The sequence below is a fragment of the Streptomyces sp. NPDC006174 genome (genome assembly GCF_040614075.1).
In the GTDB taxonomy this organism is placed as follows: domain Bacteria; phylum Actinomycetota; class Actinomycetes; order Streptomycetales; family Streptomycetaceae; genus Streptomyces.
Map to the genome: position 1 here is coordinate 48,101 of NZ_JBEXTJ010000006.1, position 23,662 is coordinate 71,762.

The 23,662-nt window shown below is 72.6% G+C and carries 19 protein-coding genes and 1 riboswitch; of the genes, 12 read left to right on the plus strand and 7 right to left on the minus strand.

Annotated elements, in window-relative coordinates; genetic code table 11:
- Positions 1-147: 147 nt before the first annotated feature.
- Positions 148-1,746 carry an ABC-F family ATP-binding cassette domain-containing protein gene (locus ABZ267_RS14905; RefSeq protein WP_356748466.1) on the minus strand — a complete coding sequence of 533 codons (1,599 nt, stop codon included), beginning with the start codon at positions 1,744-1,746 and terminating at the stop codon, positions 148-150.
- A gap of 200 nt (positions 1,747-1,946) precedes the next feature.
- On the opposite strand from ABZ267_RS14905, the gene ABZ267_RS14910 reads away from it, so the two are divergent.
- Positions 1,947-2,837: a neutral zinc metallopeptidase gene (locus tag ABZ267_RS14910; RefSeq protein WP_356748468.1), complete on the plus strand. Its 891-nt coding sequence runs from the start codon at positions 1,947-1,949 to the stop codon at positions 2,835-2,837.
- 68 nt (positions 2,838-2,905) lie between these two features.
- Here the strand turns inward: ABZ267_RS14910 and ABZ267_RS14915 are convergent, their stop codons facing one another.
- The 3 genes from ABZ267_RS14915 to ABZ267_RS14925 form a co-directional block, all read right to left on the minus strand.
- On the minus strand, positions 2,906-4,231 hold the full coding sequence (locus ABZ267_RS14915) for a hypothetical protein (protein WP_356748899.1): 1,326 nt from the start codon (positions 4,229-4,231) through the stop codon (positions 2,906-2,908).
- A 185-nt stretch (positions 4,232-4,416) separates the two neighbouring features.
- A complete protein-coding gene (locus tag ABZ267_RS14920; protein WP_356748470.1) occupies positions 4,417-5,544 on the minus strand; it encodes a hypothetical protein in 1,128 nt (375 codons plus the stop codon).
- 81 nt (positions 5,545-5,625) lie between these two features.
- Positions 5,626-6,285 carry a class II aldolase/adducin family protein gene (locus ABZ267_RS14925; RefSeq protein ID WP_356748472.1) on the minus strand — a complete coding sequence of 220 codons (660 nt, stop codon included), beginning with the start codon at positions 6,283-6,285 and terminating at the stop codon, positions 5,626-5,628.
- A gap of 277 nt (positions 6,286-6,562) precedes the next feature.
- Between ABZ267_RS14925 and ABZ267_RS14930 the strand changes: the two genes are divergently transcribed.
- The 7 genes from ABZ267_RS14930 (at position 6,563) to ABZ267_RS14960 (ending at position 15,079) form a co-directional block, all read left to right on the plus strand.
- Positions 6,563-7,831 (plus strand): inorganic phosphate transporter, encoded by a 1,269-nt coding sequence (locus tag ABZ267_RS14930; protein ID WP_356748474.1) that lies wholly within the window; start codon positions 6,563-6,565, stop codon positions 7,829-7,831.
- Positions 7,832-7,843: 12 nt separating this feature from the next.
- A complete protein-coding gene (locus tag ABZ267_RS14935) occupies positions 7,844-8,083 on the plus strand; it encodes a hypothetical protein (protein WP_356748476.1) in 240 nt (79 codons plus the stop codon).
- A gap of 147 nt (positions 8,084-8,230) precedes the next feature.
- Positions 8,231-8,364, plus strand: a riboswitch (cobalamin riboswitch).
- A gap of 125 nt (positions 8,365-8,489) precedes the next feature.
- The gene (locus ABZ267_RS14940) at positions 8,490-9,470 is read left to right on the plus strand and encodes a cobalamin biosynthesis protein (RefSeq protein ID WP_356748478.1); all 981 of its coding nucleotides are present in this window, start codon (positions 8,490-8,492) and stop codon (positions 9,468-9,470) included.
- The gene (locus ABZ267_RS14945) at positions 9,467-11,104 is read left to right on the plus strand and encodes a cobyric acid synthase (protein WP_356748480.1); all 1,638 of its coding nucleotides are present in this window, start codon (positions 9,467-9,469) and stop codon (positions 11,102-11,104) included. The genes ABZ267_RS14940 and ABZ267_RS14945 overlap by 4 nt, the downstream gene beginning before the upstream one ends.
- Positions 11,101-13,137 (plus strand): putative cobaltochelatase, encoded by a 2,037-nt coding sequence (locus ABZ267_RS14950; protein WP_356748482.1) that lies wholly within the window; start codon positions 11,101-11,103, stop codon positions 13,135-13,137. Before ABZ267_RS14945 ends, ABZ267_RS14950 begins: the two co-directional genes overlap by 4 nt.
- The gene (gene cobO, locus ABZ267_RS14955) at positions 13,137-13,736 is read left to right on the plus strand and encodes a cob(I)yrinic acid a,c-diamide adenosyltransferase (RefSeq protein WP_026237554.1); all 600 of its coding nucleotides are present in this window, start codon (positions 13,137-13,139) and stop codon (positions 13,734-13,736) included. Before ABZ267_RS14950 ends, cobO begins: the two co-directional genes overlap by 1 nt.
- Complete coding sequence (locus ABZ267_RS14960; protein WP_356748484.1) at positions 13,730-15,079, plus strand: cobyrinate a,c-diamide synthase; 1,350 nt, start codon at positions 13,730-13,732, stop codon at positions 15,077-15,079. The genes cobO and ABZ267_RS14960 overlap by 7 nt, the downstream gene beginning before the upstream one ends.
- Before the next feature lie 34 nt (positions 15,080-15,113).
- Here the strand turns inward: ABZ267_RS14960 and ABZ267_RS14965 are convergent, their stop codons facing one another.
- A complete protein-coding gene (locus ABZ267_RS14965) occupies positions 15,114-15,836 on the minus strand; it encodes a ZIP family metal transporter (RefSeq protein ID WP_356748486.1) in 723 nt (240 codons plus the stop codon).
- A 170-nt stretch (positions 15,837-16,006) separates the two neighbouring features.
- Between ABZ267_RS14965 and cobC the strand changes: the two genes are divergently transcribed.
- Positions 16,007-17,587 (plus strand): Rv2231c family pyridoxal phosphate-dependent protein CobC, encoded by a 1,581-nt coding sequence (gene cobC / locus ABZ267_RS14970; RefSeq protein WP_356748488.1) that lies wholly within the window; start codon positions 16,007-16,009, stop codon positions 17,585-17,587.
- A 61-nt stretch (positions 17,588-17,648) separates the two neighbouring features.
- Here the strand turns inward: cobC and ABZ267_RS14975 are convergent, their stop codons facing one another.
- The gene (locus ABZ267_RS14975) at positions 17,649-18,653 is read right to left on the minus strand and encodes an SCO1860 family LAETG-anchored protein (RefSeq protein ID WP_356748490.1); all 1,005 of its coding nucleotides are present in this window, start codon (positions 18,651-18,653) and stop codon (positions 17,649-17,651) included.
- Between the two features lie 301 nt (positions 18,654-18,954).
- Entirely contained in the window at positions 18,955-20,067 is a 1,113-nt protein-coding gene (locus tag ABZ267_RS14980) for an amidohydrolase family protein (RefSeq protein ID WP_356748492.1), read from the minus strand.
- A gap of 111 nt (positions 20,068-20,178) precedes the next feature.
- Between ABZ267_RS14980 and ABZ267_RS14985 the strand changes: the two genes are divergently transcribed.
- From ABZ267_RS14985 to ectB, 3 genes are all read left to right on the plus strand, one after another.
- Entirely contained in the window at positions 20,179-21,285 is a 1,107-nt protein-coding gene (locus ABZ267_RS14985) for an aminotransferase class V-fold PLP-dependent enzyme (RefSeq protein WP_356748494.1), read from the plus strand.
- Between the two features lie 308 nt (positions 21,286-21,593).
- The gene (gene ectA / locus ABZ267_RS14990) at positions 21,594-22,124 is read left to right on the plus strand and encodes a diaminobutyrate acetyltransferase (RefSeq protein WP_356748496.1); all 531 of its coding nucleotides are present in this window, start codon (positions 21,594-21,596) and stop codon (positions 22,122-22,124) included.
- A gap of 225 nt (positions 22,125-22,349) precedes the next feature.
- On the plus strand, positions 22,350-23,612 hold the full coding sequence (gene ectB / locus ABZ267_RS14995) for a diaminobutyrate--2-oxoglutarate transaminase (protein ID WP_356748498.1): 1,263 nt from the start codon (positions 22,350-22,352) through the stop codon (positions 23,610-23,612).
- Positions 23,613-23,662: the final 50 nt, after the last annotated feature.

Genomic DNA, 23,662 nt, shown 5'->3' on the forward strand with positions numbered 1-23,662 from the left:
GGGGTCGGGAAAAGGACGCGCGCCGGGTGAGCGCGGGGCGCACCACCGGGGTACGAGACGTCCTCACGCAGATGGTGGATCACGCGTAGGCCGAATGATCTATCCGGAGGGGTTCCACACCCTCTTTGGAGCTGCCTCCGGGCGGGATCAGGCGAGGGCGACAAGGTCCCGGTAGTCGGCACCCCAGAGGTCCTCGACACCGTCCGGGAGCAGGATGATGCGCTCCGGCTGGAGCGCCTCGACCGCGCCCTCGTCGTGGGTGACGAGGACGACGGCGCCCTTGTACGTGCGCAGCGCGCCGAGGATCTCCTCGCGGCTGGCGGGGTCCAGGTTGTTCGTCGGCTCGTCCAGGAGGAGCACGTTGGCGGAGGAGACGACCAGGGTCGCCAGCGCGAGCCGGGTCTTCTCACCGCCGGAGAGCACTCCGGCCGGCTTGTCGACGTCGTCGCCGGAGAAGAGGAACGAGCCGAGCGTCTTGCGGACCGCGACGAGGTCGAGGTCGGGCGCGGCGGAGCGCATGTTCTCCAGGACCGTGCGGTCCGGGTCGAGGGTCTCGTGCTCCTGGGCGTAGTAGCCGAGCTTGAGGCCGTGACCTTCGATGACCTGGCCGGTGTCGGGCTTCTCGGCGCCGCCGAGCAGGCGCAGCAGCGTGGTCTTGCCGGCGCCGTTGAGACCGAGGATGACGACCCGGGAGCCCTTGTCGATGGCCAGGTCGACGTCGGTGAAGATCTCCAGCGATCCGTAGGACTTGGAGAGGCCCTCCGCCATCAGCGGGGTCTTGCCGCACGGCGAGGGATCGGGGAAGCGCAGCTTGGCGACCTTGTCGGAGACCCGTACCGCCTCCAGACCCGAGAGCAGGCGGTCGGCGCGCTTGGCCATATTCTGCGCGGCGACGGTCTTGGTGGCCTTCGCGCGCATCTTGTCGGCCTGCGCGTTGAGGGTCGCGGCCTTCTTCTCGGCGTTCTGGCGCTCGCGCTTGCGGCGCTTCTCGTCGGCCTCGCGCTGCTGCTGGTAGAGCTTCCAGCCCATGTTGTAGACGTCGATCTGCGAGCGGTTGGCGTCCAGGTAGAAGACCTTGTTGACCACGGTCTCGACCAGTTCGACGTCGTGGGAGATCACGACGAAGCCGCCGCGGTAGGTCTTGAGGTAGTCGCGCAGCCAGACGATCGAGTCCGCGTCGAGGTGGTTGGTGGGCTCGTCCAGGAGCAGGGTGTCGGCGTCCGAGAAGAGGATCCGGGCCAGCTCGACGCGGCGGCGCTGACCGCCGGAGAGCGTGTGCAGCGGCTGGCCGAGCACGCGGTCGGGCAGGCTGAGCGCGGCGGCGATGGTGGCGGCCTCGGCCTCGGCGGCGTACCCGCCCTTGGTGAGGAACTCCGTCTCCAGGCGCTCGTACTTCTTCATGGCCTTCTCGCGGGTGGCGCCCTTGCCGTTCGCCATCCGCTCCTCGTTCTCGCGCATCTTGCGCAGGATCTCGTCGAGACCACGGGCGGAGAGGATGCGGTCGCGGGCGAGGATCTCCAGGTCGCCGGTGCGCGGGTCCTGCGGGAGGTAGCCGACCTCGCCGGAGCGGCTGATGGTGCCGCCGGCAGGGGTGCCCTCGCCGGCGAGGCACTTGGTGAGGGTGGTCTTGCCCGCTCCGTTGCGGCCGACCAGGCCGATGCGGTCGCCCTTGGCGATACGGAAGGAGGCGGACTCGATGAGGATGCGGGCGCCGGCGCGCAGCTCGATGCCGGAGGCGGTGATCACGGAAAAACTCCAGGGCAGGATGGACGGCGGAGGGACGAGGGCGGAGGTCTCTCGACGCCGCTAATGCGCAAGGAGAATGGCCATGACCCCATTCTACTGGCGGCGTGCAACTGCTTTTCCGCGTGCCCGCCGGGGGTAACCGTCCGATACTCGGCGCAGGGTGCCACCCCGGTCCCCGCCGAGCCGACGGAGGTGCACCCATGCAGTTCGACGACGACGCCGATCTGGACACGTCCGAGGTCCAGGATGTGCGCGGCAGCCGGATCCCGGGCGGGCGGGCCACCGTGGGCGGCGGCATCGTGGGCGTGATCGCGCTGATCCTGGGGCTGCTGTTCGGCGTCGGCCCGGACCAGCTGGGCCTCTCGTCCGGTGATACGGAGCCGGGAGCGGCCTCCTCGTCGGCGGCGCAGGTGCAGGAGAGCTGCCTGAAGGGCCAGGACGCCAACAGCCGGGACGACTGCCGGACGGTGGCGGTGGTCAACAGCGTGCAGGACTTCTGGCGCCAGGAGTTCGAGCGGCGGCGCGGGAGTTACGGGGCCGCGCCGACGGTCCTGTTCAGCGAGCGGGTCGGCACCGCGTGCGGGGCGGCGACCGCGGCGGTGGGGCCGTTCTACTGCCCGGGCGACCGGAAGGTCTATCTGGACCTGGGCTTCTTCGACGAGCTGCGGACGAAGTTCGGCTCCAGCGGCGGGCCGTTCGCGCAGGCGTATGTGATCGCGCACGAGTACGGCCACCATGTGCAGAACCAGATGGGCACACTGAGCCGCTCGCAGGACGGGCGGCAGGGTGCGGACAGCAACGCGGTGAAGGTGGAGCTGCAGGCCGACTGCTACGCCGGGGTTTGGGCGCACCACGCGACGACGACGCCGGACGAGTCGACGGGCCGGCCGCTGATCACGGAGCTGACCCGGGCGGACATCCGGGACGGTCTGGACGCGGCGGCGGCGGTCGGGGACGACCGGATCCAGGAGCGGTTCCAGGGCCGGGTCACGCCGGAGTCCTGGACGCACGGCTCCTCGGCCCAGCGCCAGCAGTGGTTCTCGACCGGGTTCCGCAGCGGTGACATGGCGCGGTGCGACACCTTCGCCTGAGGCGTGGATCGTGCGCGTACGGCCCCGGGTCCGCCGGCTGAGCGGTGGACCCGGGGCCGTAGGGACTCTCAGGCTCCGCCGGTGTGGACCTGGAAGGCGGCGCGGCGGACCGCCTTGGCCAGGGCCGGGTCGGGATGCGCGGCGGCCAGGGCCACCAGGACCTGGACCGTGCGCGGGTGGCCGACGGCTCGGACCTCGTCGAGCAGGGCCGGGACCGTGCCCTGGACGGCGGAGTCGAGGTGGCGCACCAGCAGCCCGGTCTCGCCGTGGTCGGCGACGGCGGCGGCGGTGTCGACCCAGAGCCAGGTGGCCTCCTCACGGCTGAGGATCTCCTGCGCGTCGTCCGGGTCGGCGCCTTCGTACTCGGCGAGCCAGAGCAGCGCGTAGGGCCGCAGCGACGGGTGGTCGACCACGGCGCGGACCTCGGGCTCGGCCGGAGCGCCGACGACGCGGAGCGCCTCGAAGGCCAGGCCCCGCAGCAGCGCGTCCTCGCCGCGGGCGACGGCGAGGAGTTCGGCGACGGCGCTGCCGACCGTACGGGCGGCGAGCCAGGCCCGGTATTCGGCGCGGGCCGGTCCGGGGGTGAGGCGGGCGCAGCCGAGCAGCATGTCGGCGGCGGACTGCTCGATGTTGCCGGCCGGGCTCTGGGCGGCGACGCAGATCTGTTCCAGCTTGACCCAGACCGCCCAGTTGCCGAGCGGGGTGAGGGTGGCGTGGCCGTGGCCGAGGGTCAGGGCGCCGACGGCGGCGAGGCCTTCGAGGGCCCAGTCGAGCAGGAGGGCGTCGAGGTCGGCGCTGCGGTCGGCCGCCGGGCCCGCGGTGGCCGGTTCGCCGGGTCCTCCCGCGCGGCCGGCGCCGTACGGGACTTCGCAGCGCTCCTCCTGGAGCTCGGCGATGCGCTGCGCGAGGAGGTCCAGGAGAGCGGGTACGGGGACGGGGCCCGCGGAGAGCTGGAGGAGCGACAGCACCTGAGGCACGGCCTCGACGGCTTCGGCGACCGCTCCGGCCTCGATGTCCTCGGGCGCGGCGTGGACCAGCGACCAAGCGTCGAAGAGCGCGACCCAGCCGCGCAGCACGGCCGAGTCGTCCCGGTCCCAGGCGCGCAGCCGCCAGCCGGGGCGGGCCGTGTCGCCGTGCAGCTCGATCAGGCCGGCCAGCCGGGCCCGGTCCCAGCCCGCGCGCACCTGGGCCGGAGAGAGCTCCAGGGCCGTCGCGGCCCGTTCGAGGGCCTGGGTGGCGAGGGGTGCGGCGCTGCCGGGTGCGGGGGCGCCGGCGGCCCAGTGGGCGATGCGCACGGCGTCGGCGAGGACCGACCGGGCCTGGCGGGCCAGTTCGGTGCGGGGCGGGGTGCCCTCGGGGGGCCTGGGGGCCGGCCTGGTGCGCCGGGTGGTCACGGCCTTGCGGGCGGTGGCAAGAGGTCGCGGGCGGACAAGTCGCAGCCTGGAGTCGCGCGGGGTACGGGACGTCACGGGAGCAGTCTTGCCTCTGACGGCCCGAAAGCCCAAACGGAAGCCGTTTCACCGGTACGCGCGGGGTTACCGGGGGTGCGGCGACCAAAGGGACCGATGCGGCCATCACCTCACATCAGGGGCGTGAGGAAACGCCTGAGGGTCTCTTCGTAACGGCCGGGATCCGCGTTCCACATCGACGCATGCGGAGCCTGCTGTACGGCGTGGACGCTGACCAGGTCCGGCCGGCGGGCGGCCAGCTCCCGGGACGGGCGCCACGGCGCGATCGTGTCGTCCGGGCCGTGCAGGATCAGCGTCGGTGCGGGCAGCTCGTCGGCCAGGGAGGTGTCCAGGAGCGGGGCCGAGGTCATCCCGGTCCGGCCCTGCGCGGCGCGGACCGCCAGCGGCAGCAGAGCGGCGGGGACTCCGCGGGCGGCGGCCAGCGCGCGCAGCGTGGTCGGCCAGTCCAGGACCGGGGAGTCCAGGACGAGGCCGCCGACGCGCTCGCGCAGCGGAGAGTTCACGGCGGCGTGCAGGGCCATGGAGGCGCCGGTGGACCAGCCGTACAGGATCACGTTCCGGGCGCCGTAGCGGACGGCGAAGCGCATCGCGGCGTCCAGGTCGCGCCATTCGGAGGCGCCGAGGTGGCCGAGGCCGTCGGCGGGACGCGGGGCTCCGGCGTCTCCTCGGTAGGCGAGGTCCAGTACGGGGAACTGCTGATCGCTCAGGAAGCCCATCAGGTTCATGGGGTGCTCGCGGGTGGTGCCGAGGCCGTGCGCGGTGATGATCCAGGTGTCGCGCTCGCCGGGGACCCACCAGGCGGGCAGTCCGCCGAGCTCGCCGGGGATCTCGACCTCCCGGAACTCCAGGCCGAGCGCGCTGCCCGGGTCGCCTCGGTAGAGCTCGGGCGTGAGGCGGACCTTGTCGCCGGGTTCGAGGAGGCCGTGGGTGACCCGCTCCAGGGTGCGGACGACGGTGTCGGCGGTGGACTCGGCGCCTTCCACGACGGGCCCGACCACGGCGTGGACTCCGGGGCCCTCGATCCCGTACGTGCCGGGGCGGAGCGCGGTGAGCGAGCGGGTCAGGGTGATCCGCTCGATCGCCGTGGCGTGCACGGTGAGTCTGCGGTCGGCGGGGAGGGGCCGTCCGGGCGCCGCCTTGAGGGCGGCGTCACTGGCGTACCGGCCGGCGGCGACAGCTGCCGCGCCGGCGCCGAAAATCGTGGTGACGGCCGTTGCCGTCGCAGTTGCCGGGCGCACCGCTTCAGTGTCGTGGGACGGACGCCGTGGTGCCAGTGGGCGGGGCCGTCCGGTGTGGCGCGGACGGGGCGGCGCTGTGGATCAGCCGGGCTGGCCGTATCCCTTGAGCGCCTCGGTCACCTCGTCGAGCTGGGCCCCGCTGAGCAGCGACGGGGTGCGGCCGGGCAGCGCGCTCGCGGTGAGCCAGAGGCGGCAGAGCCACTCCAGCTGGGCGGTGCGCTCGTAGGCCTGGCCGAGGGTGGAGCCGTAGGTGACGGTGCCGTGGTTGGCCAGGAGGCAGCCGGTGCGGCCGCGCAGCGCGGTGAGCATGGCGTCGGCCAGCTCGGGCGTGCCGTAGCGGGCGTACGGGGCGGTGCGGACGGGGCCGCCGAGGATGGCGGCCGCGTAGTGCACGAGCGGCACCTCGGTGACGAGGGTGGAGACGGCGGTGGCGTGCACCGCGTGGGTGTGGACCACGGCGGCGGCGTCGGTCTCCGTGTAGACCGCGAGGTGGAGCGGGAGTTCGCTGGTGGGCCTCAGCTGCCCCAGCACCTGCCGCCCGTCCAGGTCGACGCCGACCGCGTCCTCCGCTCCGAGCCGGTCGTACGGCACGCCGGTGGGCGTCACCAGGACCAGGTCTCCGACGCGGGCCGACACATTGCCGGAGGTGCCGACGACCAGGCCCTCGGCGGCGCTCCGGCGGGCGGTCGCGACCACGTCCCGCCAGGCCAGGGCGACTGATTCCGCCTGCTGCTCGCTCATGGGGCGAGCGTAGGGGCGGCGGCCGGAAACCGGAACGTCACGCCCCACGTGACCGGGATCTCTTCCGGGGTCGGATGTGACCGTCAAAAACTTCGCCAACGAGGAGTAAAGGGCAGACCAGCCGGTGCACCACGGGCATCCCGCAACCCCTCCCGCACACAAGCGGAACCACCGCACTCCGATTCGGGTCACCACAGCGCCCCACCCAGTTCATCTTCCGTTCACTCAGGTTGCCTACGGTCCACGAGCCACTGACGTCGAACGATTGCCTGGGTAAATGGAACACATCACGCTGCTGCTTGCGATTGTGGTCGTAACAGCTCTCGTGTTCGATTTCACGAACGGTTTCCACGACACCGCCAACGCGATGGCGACCACCATCTCGACCGGCGCGATGAAGCCCAAGACAGCGGTGGCCATGTCCGCCGTTCTCAACCTGATCGGCGCGTTCCTGTCGGTGGAGGTCGCCAAGACGATCTCCGGCGGGATCGTCAACGAGGACGGCATCAGAACAGAGGTCATCTTCGCGGCGCTCGTCGGCGCCATCCTGTGGAATCTCTTCACCTGGCTGCTGGGCCTCCCGTCCAGCTCCTCCCACGCCCTGTTCGGCGGTCTGATCGGCGCCGCCGTGATGTCGGCCGGCTGGTCCTCGATCAACGGCGGCACCGTCGTCACCAAGGTGCTGCTGCCCGCGATCGCCGCCCCGCTGGTCGCCGGTATCGCCGCGATGCTGGCCACCCGGCTCACGTACCGGATCAACCGGAACGTCACCGACCCGAACCAGCAGAAGTCGACCGCCAAGGGCTACCGGGCCGGCCAGATCGCCTCCGCCGGTCTCGTCTCGCTCGCCCACGGCACCAACGACGCGCAGAAGACGATGGGCATCATCACGCTGGCGCTGGTCACCAGCGGTGTCCTGGCCCCCGGCTCCAACCCGCCCATGTGGGTCATCGTCTCGGCCGGTATCGCCATCGCGCTCGGCACCTACCTCGGCGGCTGGCGCATCATCCGCACCATGGGCAAGGGCCTCACCGACCTCCGGCCGCCGCAGGGCTTCGCCGCCCAGACCAGCGCGGCGACCGTCATCCTGGCCTCCTCGCACCTCGGCTTCTCGCTCTCCACCACCCAGTCCTGCTCGGGTGCCGTGATGGGCGCGGGCCTCGGCCGCAAGGGCGGCGTGGTCCGCTGGTCCACCGCCACCCGGATGTTCGTCGCCTGGGGCCTCACGCTCCCGGCCGCGGGTCTGGTCGGCGCGGGCGCCGAGTTCCTCACCAAGCAGGGCCCCTGGGGCATCGCCGTCACGGCGGTCATCCTGATCGGCGGCTCCTTCGCCATCTGGCTGGCCTCGCGCCGCCAGCCGGTCGACCACACCAACGTCAACGACACCGACGACGCGACGGCGGACGAGCCGCAGGGCATCGTCACCACCGCCATGGCCGCGGTCGCTCCGCCGCCCACCGCCGGCGCGGTCTCCGAGCTCTCGACCACCATCCCGGCCCCGGCCGCGGCACCCGACGACACGCCCCGCCCCGCGGCCACGGTGTAAGGACAGATCCGTATGAAAATCGACTGGGCAGCTCTCGCCTCCGTCTTCGGTGTCAGTCTCGTGGTCACCGTCGCACTGGTCGGCCTCTTCACCCTGGGCATCGTCGCCCTCTCCAAGCTGTCGGCCCCGGCCGGCGGTGCCACCGGCGGCGCCACCGGCGGTACGGCCGCGCTGGCGCGCACCGGCGCGTACGCCTGCTTCGCGGCGTGCGTGGCGGCGGTCGCGTACGGGATCTATCTGATCGTCGCCTGACCGCACCGACACGTTCCTTCGGGCCGGACACACCACCGTGTGTCCGGCCCGATGTGCGTCTGCGCACACCGGGGCTCCGCAGGTCAACAGCAAGTTGACGGCCGTTCTCGCAGCGTGGTGGACTGCCGGAGCCATTTACGGCGACAGAAGAGGAAGCCGGTGCGAATCCGGCGCGGTCCCGCCACTGTCACCGGGGAGCACTCCCCCACACCGGATGTCACGGCCCTCGCGACGAGGGCTGGAAGGCCGGGGGAAGCGCGGATCCGGAAGCCAGGAGACTCTTGTCGCCGGTCACGTCGAACCAGGGCGCGGACCCTGAGTGAGGACATAAGCCATGCCCGGCCGCCGTGCGCCGCATCCTGTACCTCTTCGTGCCGGAACGCCTCTGCCCACGGCGGGCTGAACCGTGCGTGTCGATCGCGTCTTCGCGTACGGCGCCACCGCCGGGCTGATCGCCGACGCGGCTCTCGGCGATCCGCGCCGCAGGCATCCTGTCGCCGGGTTCGGCCGGGCCGCCGCGCGGGTGGAGTCCCTGCTGTGGCGTGACGACCGGGGCCGGGGCGCGCTGCACACGCTGCTCTGCGCCGGAGGCGCCGTAGGAGCCGCCGCGCTGGCCGCCCGTGCCGTACGGAACCGTCCCGCGCTCGCCGTCGCGCTGACGGCCGCCACCACCTGGTCGGTCGTCGGCGGCACGTCGCTGGGCCGGGAGGCCCGGGCCATCGGCGGTGCGCTGGCCGCCGGTGACCTGGAGGTGGCCCGGGAGCGGCTGCCGCACCTGTGCGGGCGCGATCCGCAGGCCCTGGACGGGCCCCAGATCGCCCGCGCCGTCGTGGAGTCGGTCGCGGAGAACACCTCGGACGCCGTCGTCGGCGCGCTGGTGTGGGGCGCGATCGGCGGGGTTCCGGGGCTCGTCGGCTTCCGGGCCGTGAACACGCTGGACGCGATGGTCGGTCACAAGTCGCCTCGTCACCGCCGTTACGGCTGGGCCTCGGCCCGCCTGGACGACGTGGCGGGATGGCCCGGCGCCCGGCTGACGGCCGCGCTGGCCGTGGTGGCCGGCGGGCGCCCTTCGGAGGCCGTACGCGCCTGGAAGGCGGACGCGGGGCGCCATCCGAGCCCGAACGCGGGACCGGTGGAGGCCGCGTTCGCGGGAGCGCTCGGCGTACGGCTCGGCGGGACGCTGGCGTACGCCGGGCGCGTCGAGCACCGGCCGGTGCTGAACGGTGCGTCGGGCCAGGAGGTCCGCAGCGCCGACATCGAACGCGCGGTGCGGCTGTCGCGGCGGGTGAGTGTGCTGGCCCTCGGCGTGTGCGTGGTGGGCCGGACGGTCGTGGGGCGCGTGGTCGCGGGACGGTCGTCGACAGGACAGGGGCGGGGACGGGCATGAGCGGTGGGCTGCTGGTCGCGGGGACGACCTCCGACGCGGGCAAGAGCGTCGTCACGGCGGGCATCTGCCGCTGGCTGGTGCGCCGGGGCGTGAAGGTCGCGCCGTTCAAGGCGCAGAACATGTCCCTCAACTCCTTCGTGACCCGTGAAGGCGCCGAGATCGGCCGCGCGCAGGCCATGCAGGCGCAGGCCGCCCGGGTCGAGCCGACGGCCCTGATGAACCCGGTCCTGCTCAAGCCCGGCAGCGACCGCTCCAGCCAGGTCGTCCTGATGGGCAAGCCGGTCGGCGAGATGAGCGCCCGTGGCTACCACGGCGGCCGGCAGGAGGCGTTGCTCGGGACGGTCACGGACTGCCTGGAGCAGCTGCGGTCCACACACGACGCGGTGATCTGCGAAGGGGCCGGGTCGCCGGCCGAGATCAACCTGCGGCGGACGGACATCGTGAACATGGGGATCGCGCGGGCCGCCCGCTTTCCCGTGCTGGTGGTCGGCGACATCGACCGGGGTGGAGTCTTCGCGTCGTTCTTCGGGACGACGGCGCTGCTGAGCGCGGAGGACCAGTCGCTGGTCGCCGGGTACCTGGTGAACAAGTTCCGGGGCGATGTCTCGCTGCTGGAGCCGGGGCTGGACATGCTGTACGGGCTGACCGGGCGGCGTACGTACGGAGTGCTGCCGTACGCCCACGGGCTCGGCATCGACGAGGAGGACGGCCTGCGGGTGTCCCTGCGCGGTGCGGTGCGCGAGTCGGTCGTGGCACCGCCGCACGGCGAGGACGTGTTGCGGGTCGCGGTCTGCGCGGTGCCGTTGATGTCCAACTTCACGGATGTGGACGCGCTGGCCGCCGAACCGGGTGTCGTCGTGCGGTTCGTGGACCGGGCCGAGGAGCTGGCCGACGCGGACCTGGTCGTCGTGCCGGGCACGCGCGGCACGGTGAAGGCGCTGGCCTGGCTGCGCGAGCGCGGTCTCGCGGAGGCGCTGGTGCGGCGGGCGCGCGCGGGCCGGCCGGTGCTGGGGATCTGCGGCGGGTTCCAGGTGCTCGGTGAGCGGATCGAGGACGAGGTGGAGTCGCGGGCCGGAGTCGTGGACGGGCTGGGGCTCCTTCCCGTACGTGTGCGCTTCGAGCGGGCCAAGACGCTGGCGCGGCCGGTGGGTTCGGCGCTCGGTGAGCCGGTGGAGGGGTACGAGATCCACCACGGGGTGGCCGATGTGCGGGGCGGCGAGCCGTTCCTGGACGGGTGCCGGGTCGGTGCGGTGTGGGGGACGCACTGGCACGGGTCGCTGGAGAGCGACGGGTTCCGGCGGCGGTTCCTGGAGGAGGTGGCCCGGGCCGCCGGGCGGCGGTTCGTGCCGGCGCCGGACACGAGCTTCGGGGTGTTGCGGGAGGAGCAGCTGGATCGGCTCGGGGATCTGGTGGAGGAGCACGCGGATACGGACGCGTTGTGGCGGTTGATCGAGGAGGGCGCGCCGGTGGGGTTGCCGTTCGTGCCGCCGGGGGCGCCGGCGTTGGGTGCGGGTGGGCCGCAGAGCCGGGGCGCTGCACCGGACCCCGCTCCTCAATCGCCGGAGGGGCTTGAAATCGCCGGGCCCGCTGGGCCTGCGGTTGCTGATGTTCATGTCGACGAGGAGGCCAAGTGAGTACGCCGTATCCCTTCACCGCGATCGTCGGGCAGGACGACCTGCGGCTCGGGCTGTTGCTGAATGCCGTCAGTCCGGCCGTCGGTGGTGTGCTGGTGCGCGGTGAGAAGGGGACCGCCAAGTCCACCGCCGTGCGGGCGCTCGCCGCGCTGATGCCCGAGGTCTCCGTCGTCCCCGGCTGCCGGTTCTCCTGTGATCCGGCCTCGCCCGATCCGGCGTGTCCCGATGGGCCGCACGCGGAGGCGGCCGGTGTGTCGCGTCCGGCGCGGACCGTCGAGCTGCCCGTCGGCGCGTCCGAGGACCGGCTCGTGGGGGCGCTGGACATCGAGCGGGCGCTCTCGGAGGGCGTGAAGGCGTTCGAGCCGGGGCTGCTGGCGGACGCGCACCGCGGGATCCTGTACGTGGATGAGGTCAACCTGCTCCACGACCACCTGGTGGACCTGCTGCTGGACGCGGCCGCCATGGGTGCCTCGTACGTGGAGCGCGAAGGCGTCTCCGTACGGCATGCGGCACGGTTCCTGCTGGTCGGAACGATGAACCCGGAAGAGGGCGAGCTGCGGCCGCAGTTGCTGGACCGGTTCGGGCTGACCGTGGAGGTGGCCGCCTCCCGGGACACCGATGAGCGGGTGGAGGTCGTACGGCGCCGGCTCGCGTACGACGACGATCCCGAGGCGTTCGCCGCGCGCTGGGCCGAGGAGGAGACGGCGCTCCGGGAGCGCATCGCCGCCGCGCGCGCCCTGCTGCCGCGTGTCGTGCTCGGTGACGGCGTGTTGCGGCAGATCGCCGCGACCTGTGCCGCGTTCGAGGTCGACGGGATGCGGGCGGACATCGTGATGGCCCGTACCGCGACCGCGCTCGCCGCCTGGGCCGGACGCGAGGAGGTCACCGCCGACGACGTACGGCAGGCCGCTCTCCTGGCCCTGCCTCACCGCCGGCGCCGCAACCCGTTCGACGCGCCGGGCCTGGACGAGGACAAGCTCGATCAGACCTTGGACGAGGCGGGCCCGCAGGAGAGCGACGACGGCGACGACGATCCCGATCCGGGTCCCGATGGCGGCGACGGTGGCGGTGGCGGTGGCGTGCCGCCTCAGGCCGACGGCGACCGCACGCCTCCGCAGAGCGACGGCGGCTCGGACGACACGCCGTCGCAGGCTCCCGAAGGCGCTCCCGACGCGCCGGGCCGGTCCGCCGGAGCCGAGCAGCAGCCCGTGGCGGCCGCCGAGCCGTTCCGTACGAAGATGCTCAGTGTTCCGGGGCTGGGAGAAGGCGCTGCGGGGCGGCGTTCTCGGGCCCGTACGGCGCATGGTCGGACCACAGGATCGGTCCGGCCACAAGGCGCTCTCACCAAACTGCACCTCGCCGCCACCATCCAGGCGGCCGCACCGCACCAGCGTGCGCGCGGGCGGTCCGGGCGCGGGCTCGTGGTGCGGCGGGACGATCTGCGGCAGGCGACCCGTGAGGGACGCGAGGGCAACCTCGTGCTGTTCGTCGTGGACGCGTCCGGGTCGATGGCGGCCCGGCAGCGGATGAGCGCGGTCAAGGGAGCCGTGCTGTCGCTGCTGCTCGACGCCTACCAGCGGCGGGACAAGGTCGGACTGGTCACCTTCCGGGGCAAGGAGGCCGAGGTGGCGCTGCCGCCGACCTCGTCCGTGGACGCGGCCGCCGCCCGGCTGGAGTCGCTGCCGACCGGTGGCCGTACGCCTCTGGCCGCCGGGCTGCTGAAGGCCCATGACGTGCTGCGCGTGGAGCGGTTGCGCGATCCGTCGCGGCGGCCGCTGCTCGTCGTGGTGACGGACGGCCGGGCGACCGGCGGTCCGGAGCCGGTGGCGCTCGCAGGCCGGGCCGGGCGGCTGCACCGCGCCGAAGGGACGGCGTCGGTCGTCGTGGACTGCGAGTCGGGGTACGTACGCCTCGGTCTCGCCGGGGAGCTGGCCCGGGAGCTGGGAGGCACCGCCGTCACGCTCGACGAGCTGCGGGCCGACTCGATCGCCGGGCTCGTCAAGGACGTCACCGCAGCCGGGAGGGCCGCTTAATGCCGCAGGGACAGCCGACATCGGTACCGGACGACGGGCTCACCACCCGTCAGCGCCGCAACCGCCCGCTCCTGTTCGTCCACACGGGCATAGGCAAGGGCAAGTCGACAGCGGCATTCGGGCTCGCGCTGCGGGCCTGGAACCAGGGCTGGCCGATCGGGGTGTTCCAGTTCGTGAAGTCGGCGAAGTGGAAGGTCGGCGAGGAGAACGCGCTGAAGGTGCTGGGCGCGAGCGGCGAGGGCGGCACGGTCGACTGGCACAAGATGGGCGAGGGCTGGTCCTGGGTCCAGCGCGACGGCCAGCTCGACAACGAGGAGAAGGCCCGCGAGGGCTGGGAGCAGGTCAAGCGTGACCTGGCGGCCGAGACGTACAAGCTGTATGTGCTGGACGAGTTCGCCTATCCGCTGCACTGGGGCTGGATCGACACCGACGAGGTCGTCGAGGTCATGCGGAACCGGCCCGGCACCCAGCATGTGGTGATCACCGGCCGCAACGCGCCGGACGCGCTGATCGAGGCCGCCGACCTGGTGACCGACATGTCGAAGGTCAAGCACCCGATGGACGCGGGACAGAAGGGCCAGAGGGGCATCGAGTGGTGAGTACGCCCCGTCTGGTCATCGCCGCTCCGGCCTCGGGCAGCGGCAAGACCACCGTCGCCACCGGCCTGATGGCCGCCTTCGCCGCGCGCGGGCTCGCCGTCTCGCCGCACAAGGTGGGCCCGGACTACATCGATCCGGGCTACCACTCGCTGGCGACGGGCCGCCCGGGCCGGAATCTCGACGCGTACATGTGCGGGCCGGAGCTGGTCGCTCCGCTCTTCGCGCACGGGTCGTCGGGGTGTGACCTCGCCGTGGTCGAGGGCGTGATGGGGCTGTACGACGGTGCCTCGGGCCAAGGTGAGCTGGCGTCGACCGCGCAGGTGGCGAAGCTGCTCAGGGCGCCGGTGGTGCTGGTGGTCGACGCTTCCTCGCAGTCGCGGTCGGTGGCGGCGCTGGTGCACGGCTTCGCCTCCTGGGACCCTCAGGTGCGGATCGGCGGCGTGATCCTGAACAAGGTGGCCTCCGACCGGCACGAGGCGCTGTTGCGGGACGCGTTGGACGAGTCGGGGCTTCCGGTGCTCGGTGTGCTGCGCCGGGCGCCTCAGGTCGCGACGCCTTCGCGCCACCTGGGTCTGGTGCCGGTGGCCGAGCGGCAGGACGATGCGGTGGATGCCGTACGGGCCATGGGTGAGCGGGTTCTCGCCGGGTGCGACCTGGACGCGCTGATGGCGCTGGCGCGGACGGCGCCCGCGCTGGCGGACGAGCCGTGGGCACCGGCGTACGCCCCGGCCCAAGGCCCGCGGCCCGTCGTCGCGGTGGCCGGCGGAGCGGCGTTCACCTTCGCGTACGCGGAACACGCCGAGCTGCTGACGGCGGCCGGCGCGGAGGTCGTGGTCTTCGACCCGCTGCGGGACGAGAAGCTGCCGGCCGGCACGGCGGGGCTGGTGATCGGCGGCGGGTTCCCGGAGGTGTACGCACCCGAACTGTCGGCCAACGAGCCGCTGCGGCGGGCCGTGACCGAACTGGCCCTGAGCGGCGCTCCGGTGGCCGCCGAGTGCGCCGGGCTGCTCTATCTGGCGCGGGAGCTGGACGGGAAGCCGATGTGCGGGGTGCTGGACGCGGAGGCCCGGATGTCGGAGCGGCTCACGCTCGGGTACCGGCAGGCGGTGGCGGTCTCCGAGAGTCCGCTGGCGGCGGCCGGGACCCGGATGCGCGGCCATGAGTTCCACCGGACGGTGCTGGAGCCGGGCGCGGGGCCGGTGCCGGCGTGGGGCATGCACCAGCCGGAGCGTCGGGTGGAGGGGTACGTCCAGCGGGGCGTGCACGCCAGCTATCTGCACACCCACTGGGCCGCCTCGCCCGAGGTGGCGCGGCGGTTCGTGGAGCACTGCCGGGTGCGGTGAGGCGTACCGGGGCGCACGCCGGCGCACGTACGGCTCACTCCGCGATGCCGACCACCAGCCAGATGAAGCCCACGCCTCCGATGGTGCAGAGGAGGGTGGAGCGGGCGGGATGGGTGTGGTGTGCCTCGGGAAGAATCTCCGCGGCGGCCAGGTAGAGCAGCGCTCCGCCGAAGAATCCGAGATAGCCGCCGAGCAGTTCCTCCGGAAGGGTGAACAGCAGCGTCGTCGCGGCGCCCACGACCGGTGCCACGGCGGCCGCGAACAGCATCAGGAGCGCCTTGCGACGGGCGTTCCCGTAAAGACTGGTGAGGGTGTACGTGTTGAATCCGTCGGCGAAGTCATGACTGATCACCGCCAGCGCGACGGCCACGCCCATGGCTCCGCTGACCTGGAAGGCGGCGCCGAGCGCGATGCCGTCCATCAGGCTGTGGCCGACCATCGCGGCCGCCGCCGTCAGCCCCACCCGCGGTACGCGTTCGCCACTCGCCCCGTGTGCCACCTGGCGCACGGCGAGCAGTCCCTCCACCAGATGGGCCACCAGGAAGCCGCCGACGAAGAGCAGCAGAGCTGCGGGCACGCCCAAGACCGGCGCGCCCGCGGCCTCCATCGCCTCCGGCAGCAGGTCCAGGCCGACCACGCCGAGCATCAGCCCGCCCGCGAAGCCGAGCACCAGGTGGCGGCGGTCGGTGACGCGTTGCGCGACCCAGCCGCCGGCCAGAGTCATCAGGAACGCGCCGAGCGCGACGAACACCGCCATGGGGTCTTGCTAGTCGATCGACCCGGCCGACCGCATCTCAGGGTGTCCTTACCCGGAGCGGCCGCGCCCGCGACGACGACCAGGCCCGTGAGCCGTACGGCCGCCGGGCCCGTGACCGTATACGGAACAGCTCCACCTCCCACCCCTTGACGTGAAAGGCAGGCTCCGCCATGACGACCCCCACCCCTGAGCCCGGTGTGCGGAACCTGGTCGTCGGGGTCGGCGCCCGCCGGGACGCACCGGCCGACGCGGTGTTCGGCCTGATCGAGCGGACGCTGCGCGGAGCCGGGTTGCGGACCGCCGATGTGGTGGAGGTGGCGACGGTCGACGCGAAGGCGGACGAGCCGGGGATCGTGGGAGCCGCGGCGCGGCTCGGGGTGCCGGTGCGAACGTATCCGGCGGCGGCGCTGGCGGCGGTGCGCGTGCCGAACCCGTCGGGTACGGCGGCCGATGCGGTGGGCACGCCGTCGGTGGCGGAGGCGGCGGCGCTGATCGGCGCGGACGAGCTGGTGGTCGCGAAGTCCACCGGCCAGGGCCTGGCGACCTGTGCGGTGGCCCGCCGCTTTCCGGCCGTCCTTGCGCCTTTCGCTGTTTCCGGCGAGAAAACTTCCACCCCACTCGTGACGGAAGGCCCCGGCCCGTTCACCATGGCAGCCATGACTCCCCCCACACATCCCCCCACGCGAGACATCGAGAGCGCCGGGCCCGACCTGCGGCACCACGGCGACGCGGAGGTGCGCGGCGAGAATCTGACCGATCTCGCCGTGAACGTCCGGACCCACACACCGCCGGAGTGGCTGCGTCAGCGGATAGCCGCCTCTCTCGTTTCGCTGGCCGCCTACCCCGATGGCACACCGGCCCGGGCGGCGGTCGCCGAGCGGCACGGACTGCCGGTGGAGCGTGTCCTGCTGACGGCGGGCGCGGCGGAGGCGTTCGTGCTGATCGCGCGGGCGCTGCCGGCCCGGTGTCCGGTGGTCGTGCATCCGCAGTTCACCGAGCCGGAGGCGGCGCTGCGGGCGGCCGGGCACGGAGTGGGTCGGGTGCTGCTGCGGGCGGAGGACGGCTTCCGGCTCGATCCGGCGGCGGTGCCGGAGGAGGCGGATCTGGTGGTGGTCGGCAACCCCACCAACCCGACGTCCGTGCTGCATCCGGCGGCGCTGCTGGAGCGGCTGGCAAGACCGGGCCGGACGCTGGTGGTGGACGAGGCGTTCATGGACGTGGTGCCGGGCGAGCGCGAGGCGTTGTGCGGGCGGACGGACATTCCGGGCCTGGTCGTGCTGCGCAGCCTGACCAAGACATGGGGACTGGCCGGGCTGCGGATCGGCTACGTCCTGGCCGAGCCGGAGACGATCGCGCTGCTGGCCGAGGCGCAACCGCTGTGGCCGGTGTCGTCCCCGGCGCTGGCGGCGGCCCAGGCGTGCATGGAGCCGCGGGCGCTGGTGGAGGCGGCGGAGGCGGCGGACCGGATCACGGTGGACCGGGCGCACCTGCTGGCCGGGCTGGCGGAGTTCAGCGAGGTGCGGGCGGTGGAGGAGGCCTCCGGGCCGTTCGTCCTGGTCCGGCTGGAGCGGGCGGCGGAGATCCGGGAGCGGCTGCGGCTGCTGGGCTTCGCGGCCCGGCGCGGCGATACGTTCCCGGGGCTCGGGCCGCAGTGGCTGCGGCTGGCCGTCCGCGACCGGGCGACGACCAACCGCTTCCTCCAGGCCTTGGACCAGGCCGTCCAGGCGCTGCCCGCACGCACCGGACGCTGAGCCCAGGAGGCGGCGTTCCGTCGTACGAACGCCGCCCCCGGGTCCTATGGGCGAGCCAGGATCAGCTCTGCGCGCTGCCGCTGCGCCGGCGCGCGACCACCGTGGCGCCCGCGCCGACCGCGAGCAGCAGGGCCGCGCCGCCCGCGATGTACGGAGTGGAGGAGCTGCCGCCGGTCTCGGCGAGGTTGGGCGTGGTGCCGGAACCGGTCTGCGGCTTCACATCGGTGCCACCGTCGGAACCGCCGGTTGAGCCGCCCTGGTCACCGCCGGTGGACCCGCCCGTGGAACCAACGGTGTCACCGCCGCCGGAGCCACCCGTGGACCCGCCGTCGGTGCCGCCCGGCTCCTCCGGCGTCTTCGGGGTCTCGCAGGTCGCCTGGGCCAGTGTGACCTCGCCGTTCACCTCGGCCACGTTGAGATCGAGCGGATTGATCGCGACCTTGAGCTGGAGCGCCGTCGCCGCCGCCGTACGCGAGGTGGTCTCCGTCTTCGACAGGTCGAGGCTGACCTCACCGACGCCCGGCACCGTGACCAGGGTCGGACCGCCCGCGGAGAGCGTCACCTTCTGGCCGAGCACCTTGACGTGACCGAGCACGTTCGACTCGGCGACGGGCTGCTCGCCGACCTCGCAGAGCGCCTTGGAGGTCACCTTCTCGACCTCGATGAGCGAGAGCAGCGGCAGTCCGGGCACATGGACCCGGGCCTTGACCAGGTTGGCGTGGCCCTCGGCCTTCTTCTCGTCCACGGTGGCGCCGGCGGTGGCCACGTCGGCGCGCAGGACGCTGACCGGCTTTCCGCCTTCCACGCCGTCCAGGTTCACCGAGAGCGCGGTCTTCTCGGCGCTCGCCGGCGCCTGCACCTCGTTGAGCGTGACCTTGAGCGGCACCTGGACGGACTTGTTGAGGAGCGAGACGTCGAGCGCGGTACGGAGCACGACCGCGCTCGCCTTGCCCTCGCCGCCGGTGGCGGGCGTCGCCGGGGCTGCCTGCGCGGGGACGGCGGCAAACAGAGCGACGGGAGCGGTGGCGACCGCCAGGGCAGCAAGAAGGAAGGTGTTGCTGTTCAAGATGGTGGAACCCCCACAAGAGACATGGAGCCACCGGCACAGTCCAATGGGGGACATCGCCTGCGCCGGTGACCTCGACTCCGTGAATCTTTACGCACTGTGGGTGAACTGGCGGATACCTGAAGTGAGTTCACCCCAAAGGGGGGTTTCCGTGCGCATATTCGAATCTTTCGGTACCTGTGTTCCCTCCTGCCTCGCAGCCTCACCCGTTTCACACACCGGAAGCCGGGGCGCTGGACGAGCGGACCACATCAACGAGCCGGGAGGCCGTTCCGTCACTGCCGGTCAACCCAGCGCAACTTCAGCCGACGACCCGCCCGTTCAGCACGATGTGGCGCGGGGCCGCCAGCACCCGGACGTCCGCGCGCGGGTCCTCCTCGTACACGACCAGGTCCGCCGGAGCGCCTTCCTCAAGACCCGGCCGCCCCAGCCACCGCCTCGCGCCCCACGCCGTGGCCGAGAGCGCCTCCAGCGGCGGGATGCCCGCCTTCACCAGCTCGGCGACCTCGCCGGCGACCAGGCCGTGCGCCAGCGAACCGCCCGCGTCGGTGCCGACGTAGACCGGGATGCCGGCGTCGTACGCGGACCGGACGGTGTCGTAGCGCCGCTCGTACAGCTGCCGCAGATGCGCCGACCAGCGCGGGAACTTGGCCTCGCCGCCCGCCGCGAGGTCCGGGAACGTGGCGATGTTGACCAGCGTCGGGACGATGGCGACGCCGCGCTCGGCGAAGAGCGGGATGGTCTCCTCGGTGAGGCCGGTGGCGTGTTCGACGCAGTCGATGCCCGCCTCCACCAGATCGCGCAGCGACTCCTCGGCGAAGCAGTGCGCGGTGACCCGGGCACCGAGCCGGTGCGCCTCGGCGATGGCGGCCTCCACCTCGCCGCGCGGCCAGCAGGCGGTGAGGTCACCCGCGTCCCGGTCGATCCAGTCCCCCACCAGCTTGACCCAGCCGTCGCCGCGCCGGGCCTCCTGCGCGACGTACGCGACGAGGTCGCCGGGCTCGATCTCATGCGCGTAGTTACGGATGTAGCGCCGGGTCCTGGCGATGTGGCGGCCGGCCCGGATGATTTTCGGCAGGTCCTCGCGACCGTCGATCCAGCGGGTGTCGGACGGCGATCCGGCGTCCCGGATGAGCAGGGTCCCGGCCTCCCGGTCGGTGAGCGCCTGCTTCTCGGCGGTCGCCGCGTCGACCGGGCCGTGCCGGTCCAGACCGACATGGCAGTGCGCGTCGACAAGTCCGGGCAGCGCCCAGCCGGTGACGGTCTCCGCGCTCTCCGCGCCCGGCGGCCGCTCGTAGGTGATGTGTCCGTCCACGGCCCACAGTTCGTCGCGCACCTCGTCCGGCCCGACGAGGACCCGTCCCTTCACCCGCAGCACCCGCTGCCCGTCCCGCTCGCGCACCTGATCACTCATAGCGGCACTGTACGAGGCCCTCGGTAGGCTGCGAGGAGGGCGTCGGCCGCGAGCCGGACCCGCCGCCCGCGCCAGAGAAGACGGCCCGACCGACCCGGAGAGAGCCCCACCGTGACGCACCCCTTCCTCGACCTCCCGCCACTGACCGCCGCGCACTTCGCGGCCATCGAGCGGCGGGTGGCCGCGCTCCTCGCCACCGAGCAGGACGTCGTCATCACGCAGGGCGAGGCGCTGCTGCCGCTGGAGGGCTGCATCCGCGGCGGCGCCCGGCCCGGCTCGACCGCGCTGAACGTGGTGACCGGACCGTACGGGCAGACCTTCGGCAACTGGCTGCGGGACTGCGGCGCCGAGGTCGTCGACCTCACCGTGCCCTTCCACACCGCGGTCACCGCCGGCCAGGTCGCCGAGGCGCTCGCCGAGCACCCGGAGATCGACTTCGTCTCGCTGGTGCACGCGGAGGCGGCGACCGGCAACACCAACCCGGTCGCGGAGATCGGTGAGGTGGTGCGGGCGCACGGGGCGCTGTTCATGCTGGACGCGGTCGCCTCGGTGGCCGCCGAGCCGCTGCTGCCGGACGCCTGGGGCGTGGACCTGTGCGTGATCGGCGCGCAGAAGGCGATGGGCGGTCCGGCCGGGGTCTCGGCGGTGTCGGTGAGCGCGCGGGCCTGGGAGCGGATCGCCGCCAATCCGGCCGCGCCGCGCCGCTCGTACCTCTCGCTCCTGGACTGGAAGGAGCGCTGGATCGACGGCGGCCGCAAGGCTCTGCCGCACGCTCCGGCGCAGCTGGAGATGCTGGGCCTGGAGGCGTGTCTGGAGCGGATCGAGGAGGACGGCCTGGATGCCGTGACGGCCCGCCACGCGGCGGCCGCGGCGGCGACCCGGGCGGGTGCGGTGGCGCTCGGCGGCGGTCTGGAGCCGTACGTCCTCCAGGCGCGGGACGCCGCTCCGGTGGCCACGACGCTGCGCGCTCCGGCCGGGACGGACGCCTCCGCGCTGGTGGCGCGGGCGCTGGAGCTGGAGCCCTCGCTGCCGCTCATCGCGGGCGGCGGGGCGCTGGCCAAGGAGATGATCCGGGTCAATCACTACGGGTCGGACGCGACGGCGAGCGCGGTGCTGACCTCGCTCGCGGCTCTGGGGGCGGCGCTGGCCGCTACGGGCCGGCAGGTCGATTTCGATGCTGCCCGCCGTGCGGTGGCGGAAACCTCGCCGGGCCTCTGATATTCATAATGCGGGGAGCTGCTTTATCGAAAGCAGCTCCCCGCATTCTTCTGCCCGCTTTCCCGTCGCCTAAACGCGAAAGTTTCTTCGGGGCTCGAACTTCATGATTCGGACGCGTCTCAGAGGAGTTACAACCCTGTGACCGACTCCACACGAGCGGCGTTATGCCCGAAAAATTCAGGACAAAGATTGGGAAATCGCGCCCAGATCATGGGGGATCTCGCGCACGCCTGATAACACATACGAGCGCTCCACCCAACCCTTTGCCGCGATGCAATTTAGAAATTTGCTGGGTAAATTCAATTCGCATGACCGCCGCACCAGCAGATTTTGCCCGTGCCCGAAGCGAATTCCTGAGTATCGACACGCCGCGAGTGGAGGACGGAGCCGCGATCTGGCGCATCGCCCGCGACTCCGAGGTCCTGGACCTGAACTCCTCGTACAGCTACCTGCTGTGGTGTCGTGACTTCGCCGCGACGTCCGCCGTCGCCCGTGGCGAGGACGGCGAGCCGATCGCCTTCGTCACCGGCTACATCCGTCCCGACCGCCCCGAGACCCTCGTCGTCTGGCAGGTCGCCGTCGACGGGGCCCACCGCGGCAAGGGTCTGGCCGCCACGCTGTTGGACGCGCTGACCGCCCGGGTCGCCGCCGACCAGGGACTCTCCTGCGTCGAGACGACGATCACCCCGGACAACACCGCGTCCGACCGGCTGTTCACGTCCTACGCCCAGCGGCACGACGTCCCGCTGGAGCAGGAGGTGCTCTTCGACGGAGGGCTGTTCCCCGAAGGCACGCACCTGCCGGAGGTCCTCTACCGGATAGGTCCCTTCGCGGACTGAGCCGTCTGAGTCACCCGAGCCGCGGCAGCCACACCGGCCGCGGCGGCCCCGACCGCCGCACCGGCCCCGTGCGCCACCCGGCCACGGCCCGGCGTACCTGACCCGTACGCCCGTTTCCCCACGACTTTTCGCGCCGGCCGACCATCCGGCGCGGTCCCGGCCGCCTCCGTGCGGCAGGGAGCACCGACCACTGCCCGTCACACCCCCTCACGCAGGAGATCCGCTGTGACCATCACACCGCCCGCACTGAGCGTCTTCGAGACCCTGGAGTCGGAGGTCCGTAGCTACTGCCGCGGCTGGCCCGCCGTGTTCGACCGCGCGCAGGGCGCTCGGCTGACCGACGAGGACGGCCACTCCTACCTGGACTTCTTCGCCGGGGCCGGCTCGCTCAACTACGGCCACAACAACCCGGTGCTGAAACGAGCGCTGATCGACTACATCGAGCGCGACGGCATCACCCACGGCCTGGACATGGCGACCACCGCCAAGCGCGCCTTCCTGGAGACGTTCCAGAACGTCATCCTGCGCCCGCGCGACCTCCCGTACAAGGTCATGTTCCCCGGCCCGACCGGCACCAACGCCGTCGAGTCGGCGCTGAAGCTGGCCCGTAAGGTCAAGGGCCGCGAGTCGGTCGTCTCGTTCACCAACGCCTTCCACGGCATGTCGCTGGGCTCGCTCGCCGTCACCGGCAACGCGTTCAAGCGCGCCGGCGCCGGCATCCCGCTGGTGCACGGCACGCCGATGCCGTTCGACAACTACTTCGACGGCACCGTCCCGGACTTCCTCTGGTTCGAGCGGCTCCTCGAGGACCAGGGCTCCGGGCTCAACAAGCCCGCCGCCGTGATCGTGGAGACGGTCCAGGGCGAGGGCGGCATCAATGTGGCCCGCGCCGAGTGGCTGCGCGCGCTCAAGGAGCTGTGCGAGCGCCAGGACATGCTGCTGATCGTCGACGACATCCAGATGGGCTGCGGCCGCACCGGCGGCTTCTTCTCCTTCGAGGAGGCCGGCATCGTCCCGGACATCGTCACGCTGTCGAAGTCCATCAGCGGCTACGGCCTGCCGATGTCGCTCTGCCTGTTCAAGCCGGAGCTGGACATCTGGGAGCCGGGCGAGCACAACGGCACCTTCCGCGGCAACAACCCGGCCTTCGTCACGGCCGCCGCCGTGCTGGACGCCTACTGGGCCGACGGCCAGATGGAGAAGCAGACCCTGGCCCGCGGCGAGCAGGTCGAGCAGGCGCTGCTGGCCATCTGCGCCGAGGAGCCGACCGCGCAGTTCCGCGGCCGCGGCCTGGTCTGGGGCATGGAGTTCCAGGACCCGGCGCGCGCCTCGGCGGTCTGCGCCCGCGCCTTCGAGCTCGGGCTCCTGCTGGAGACCTCGGGCCCGCAGAGCGAGGTCGTCAAGCTGCTGCCGCCGCTGACCATCACCACCGACGAGCTGGACGAGGGCCTGCGCACGCTGGCCCGCTGCGTCCGCGAGACGGCCTGACCCGGCCAGTCCGGGGCAGGCGAGAAGGAGCGCCCCGGGCCTCGCGGGCC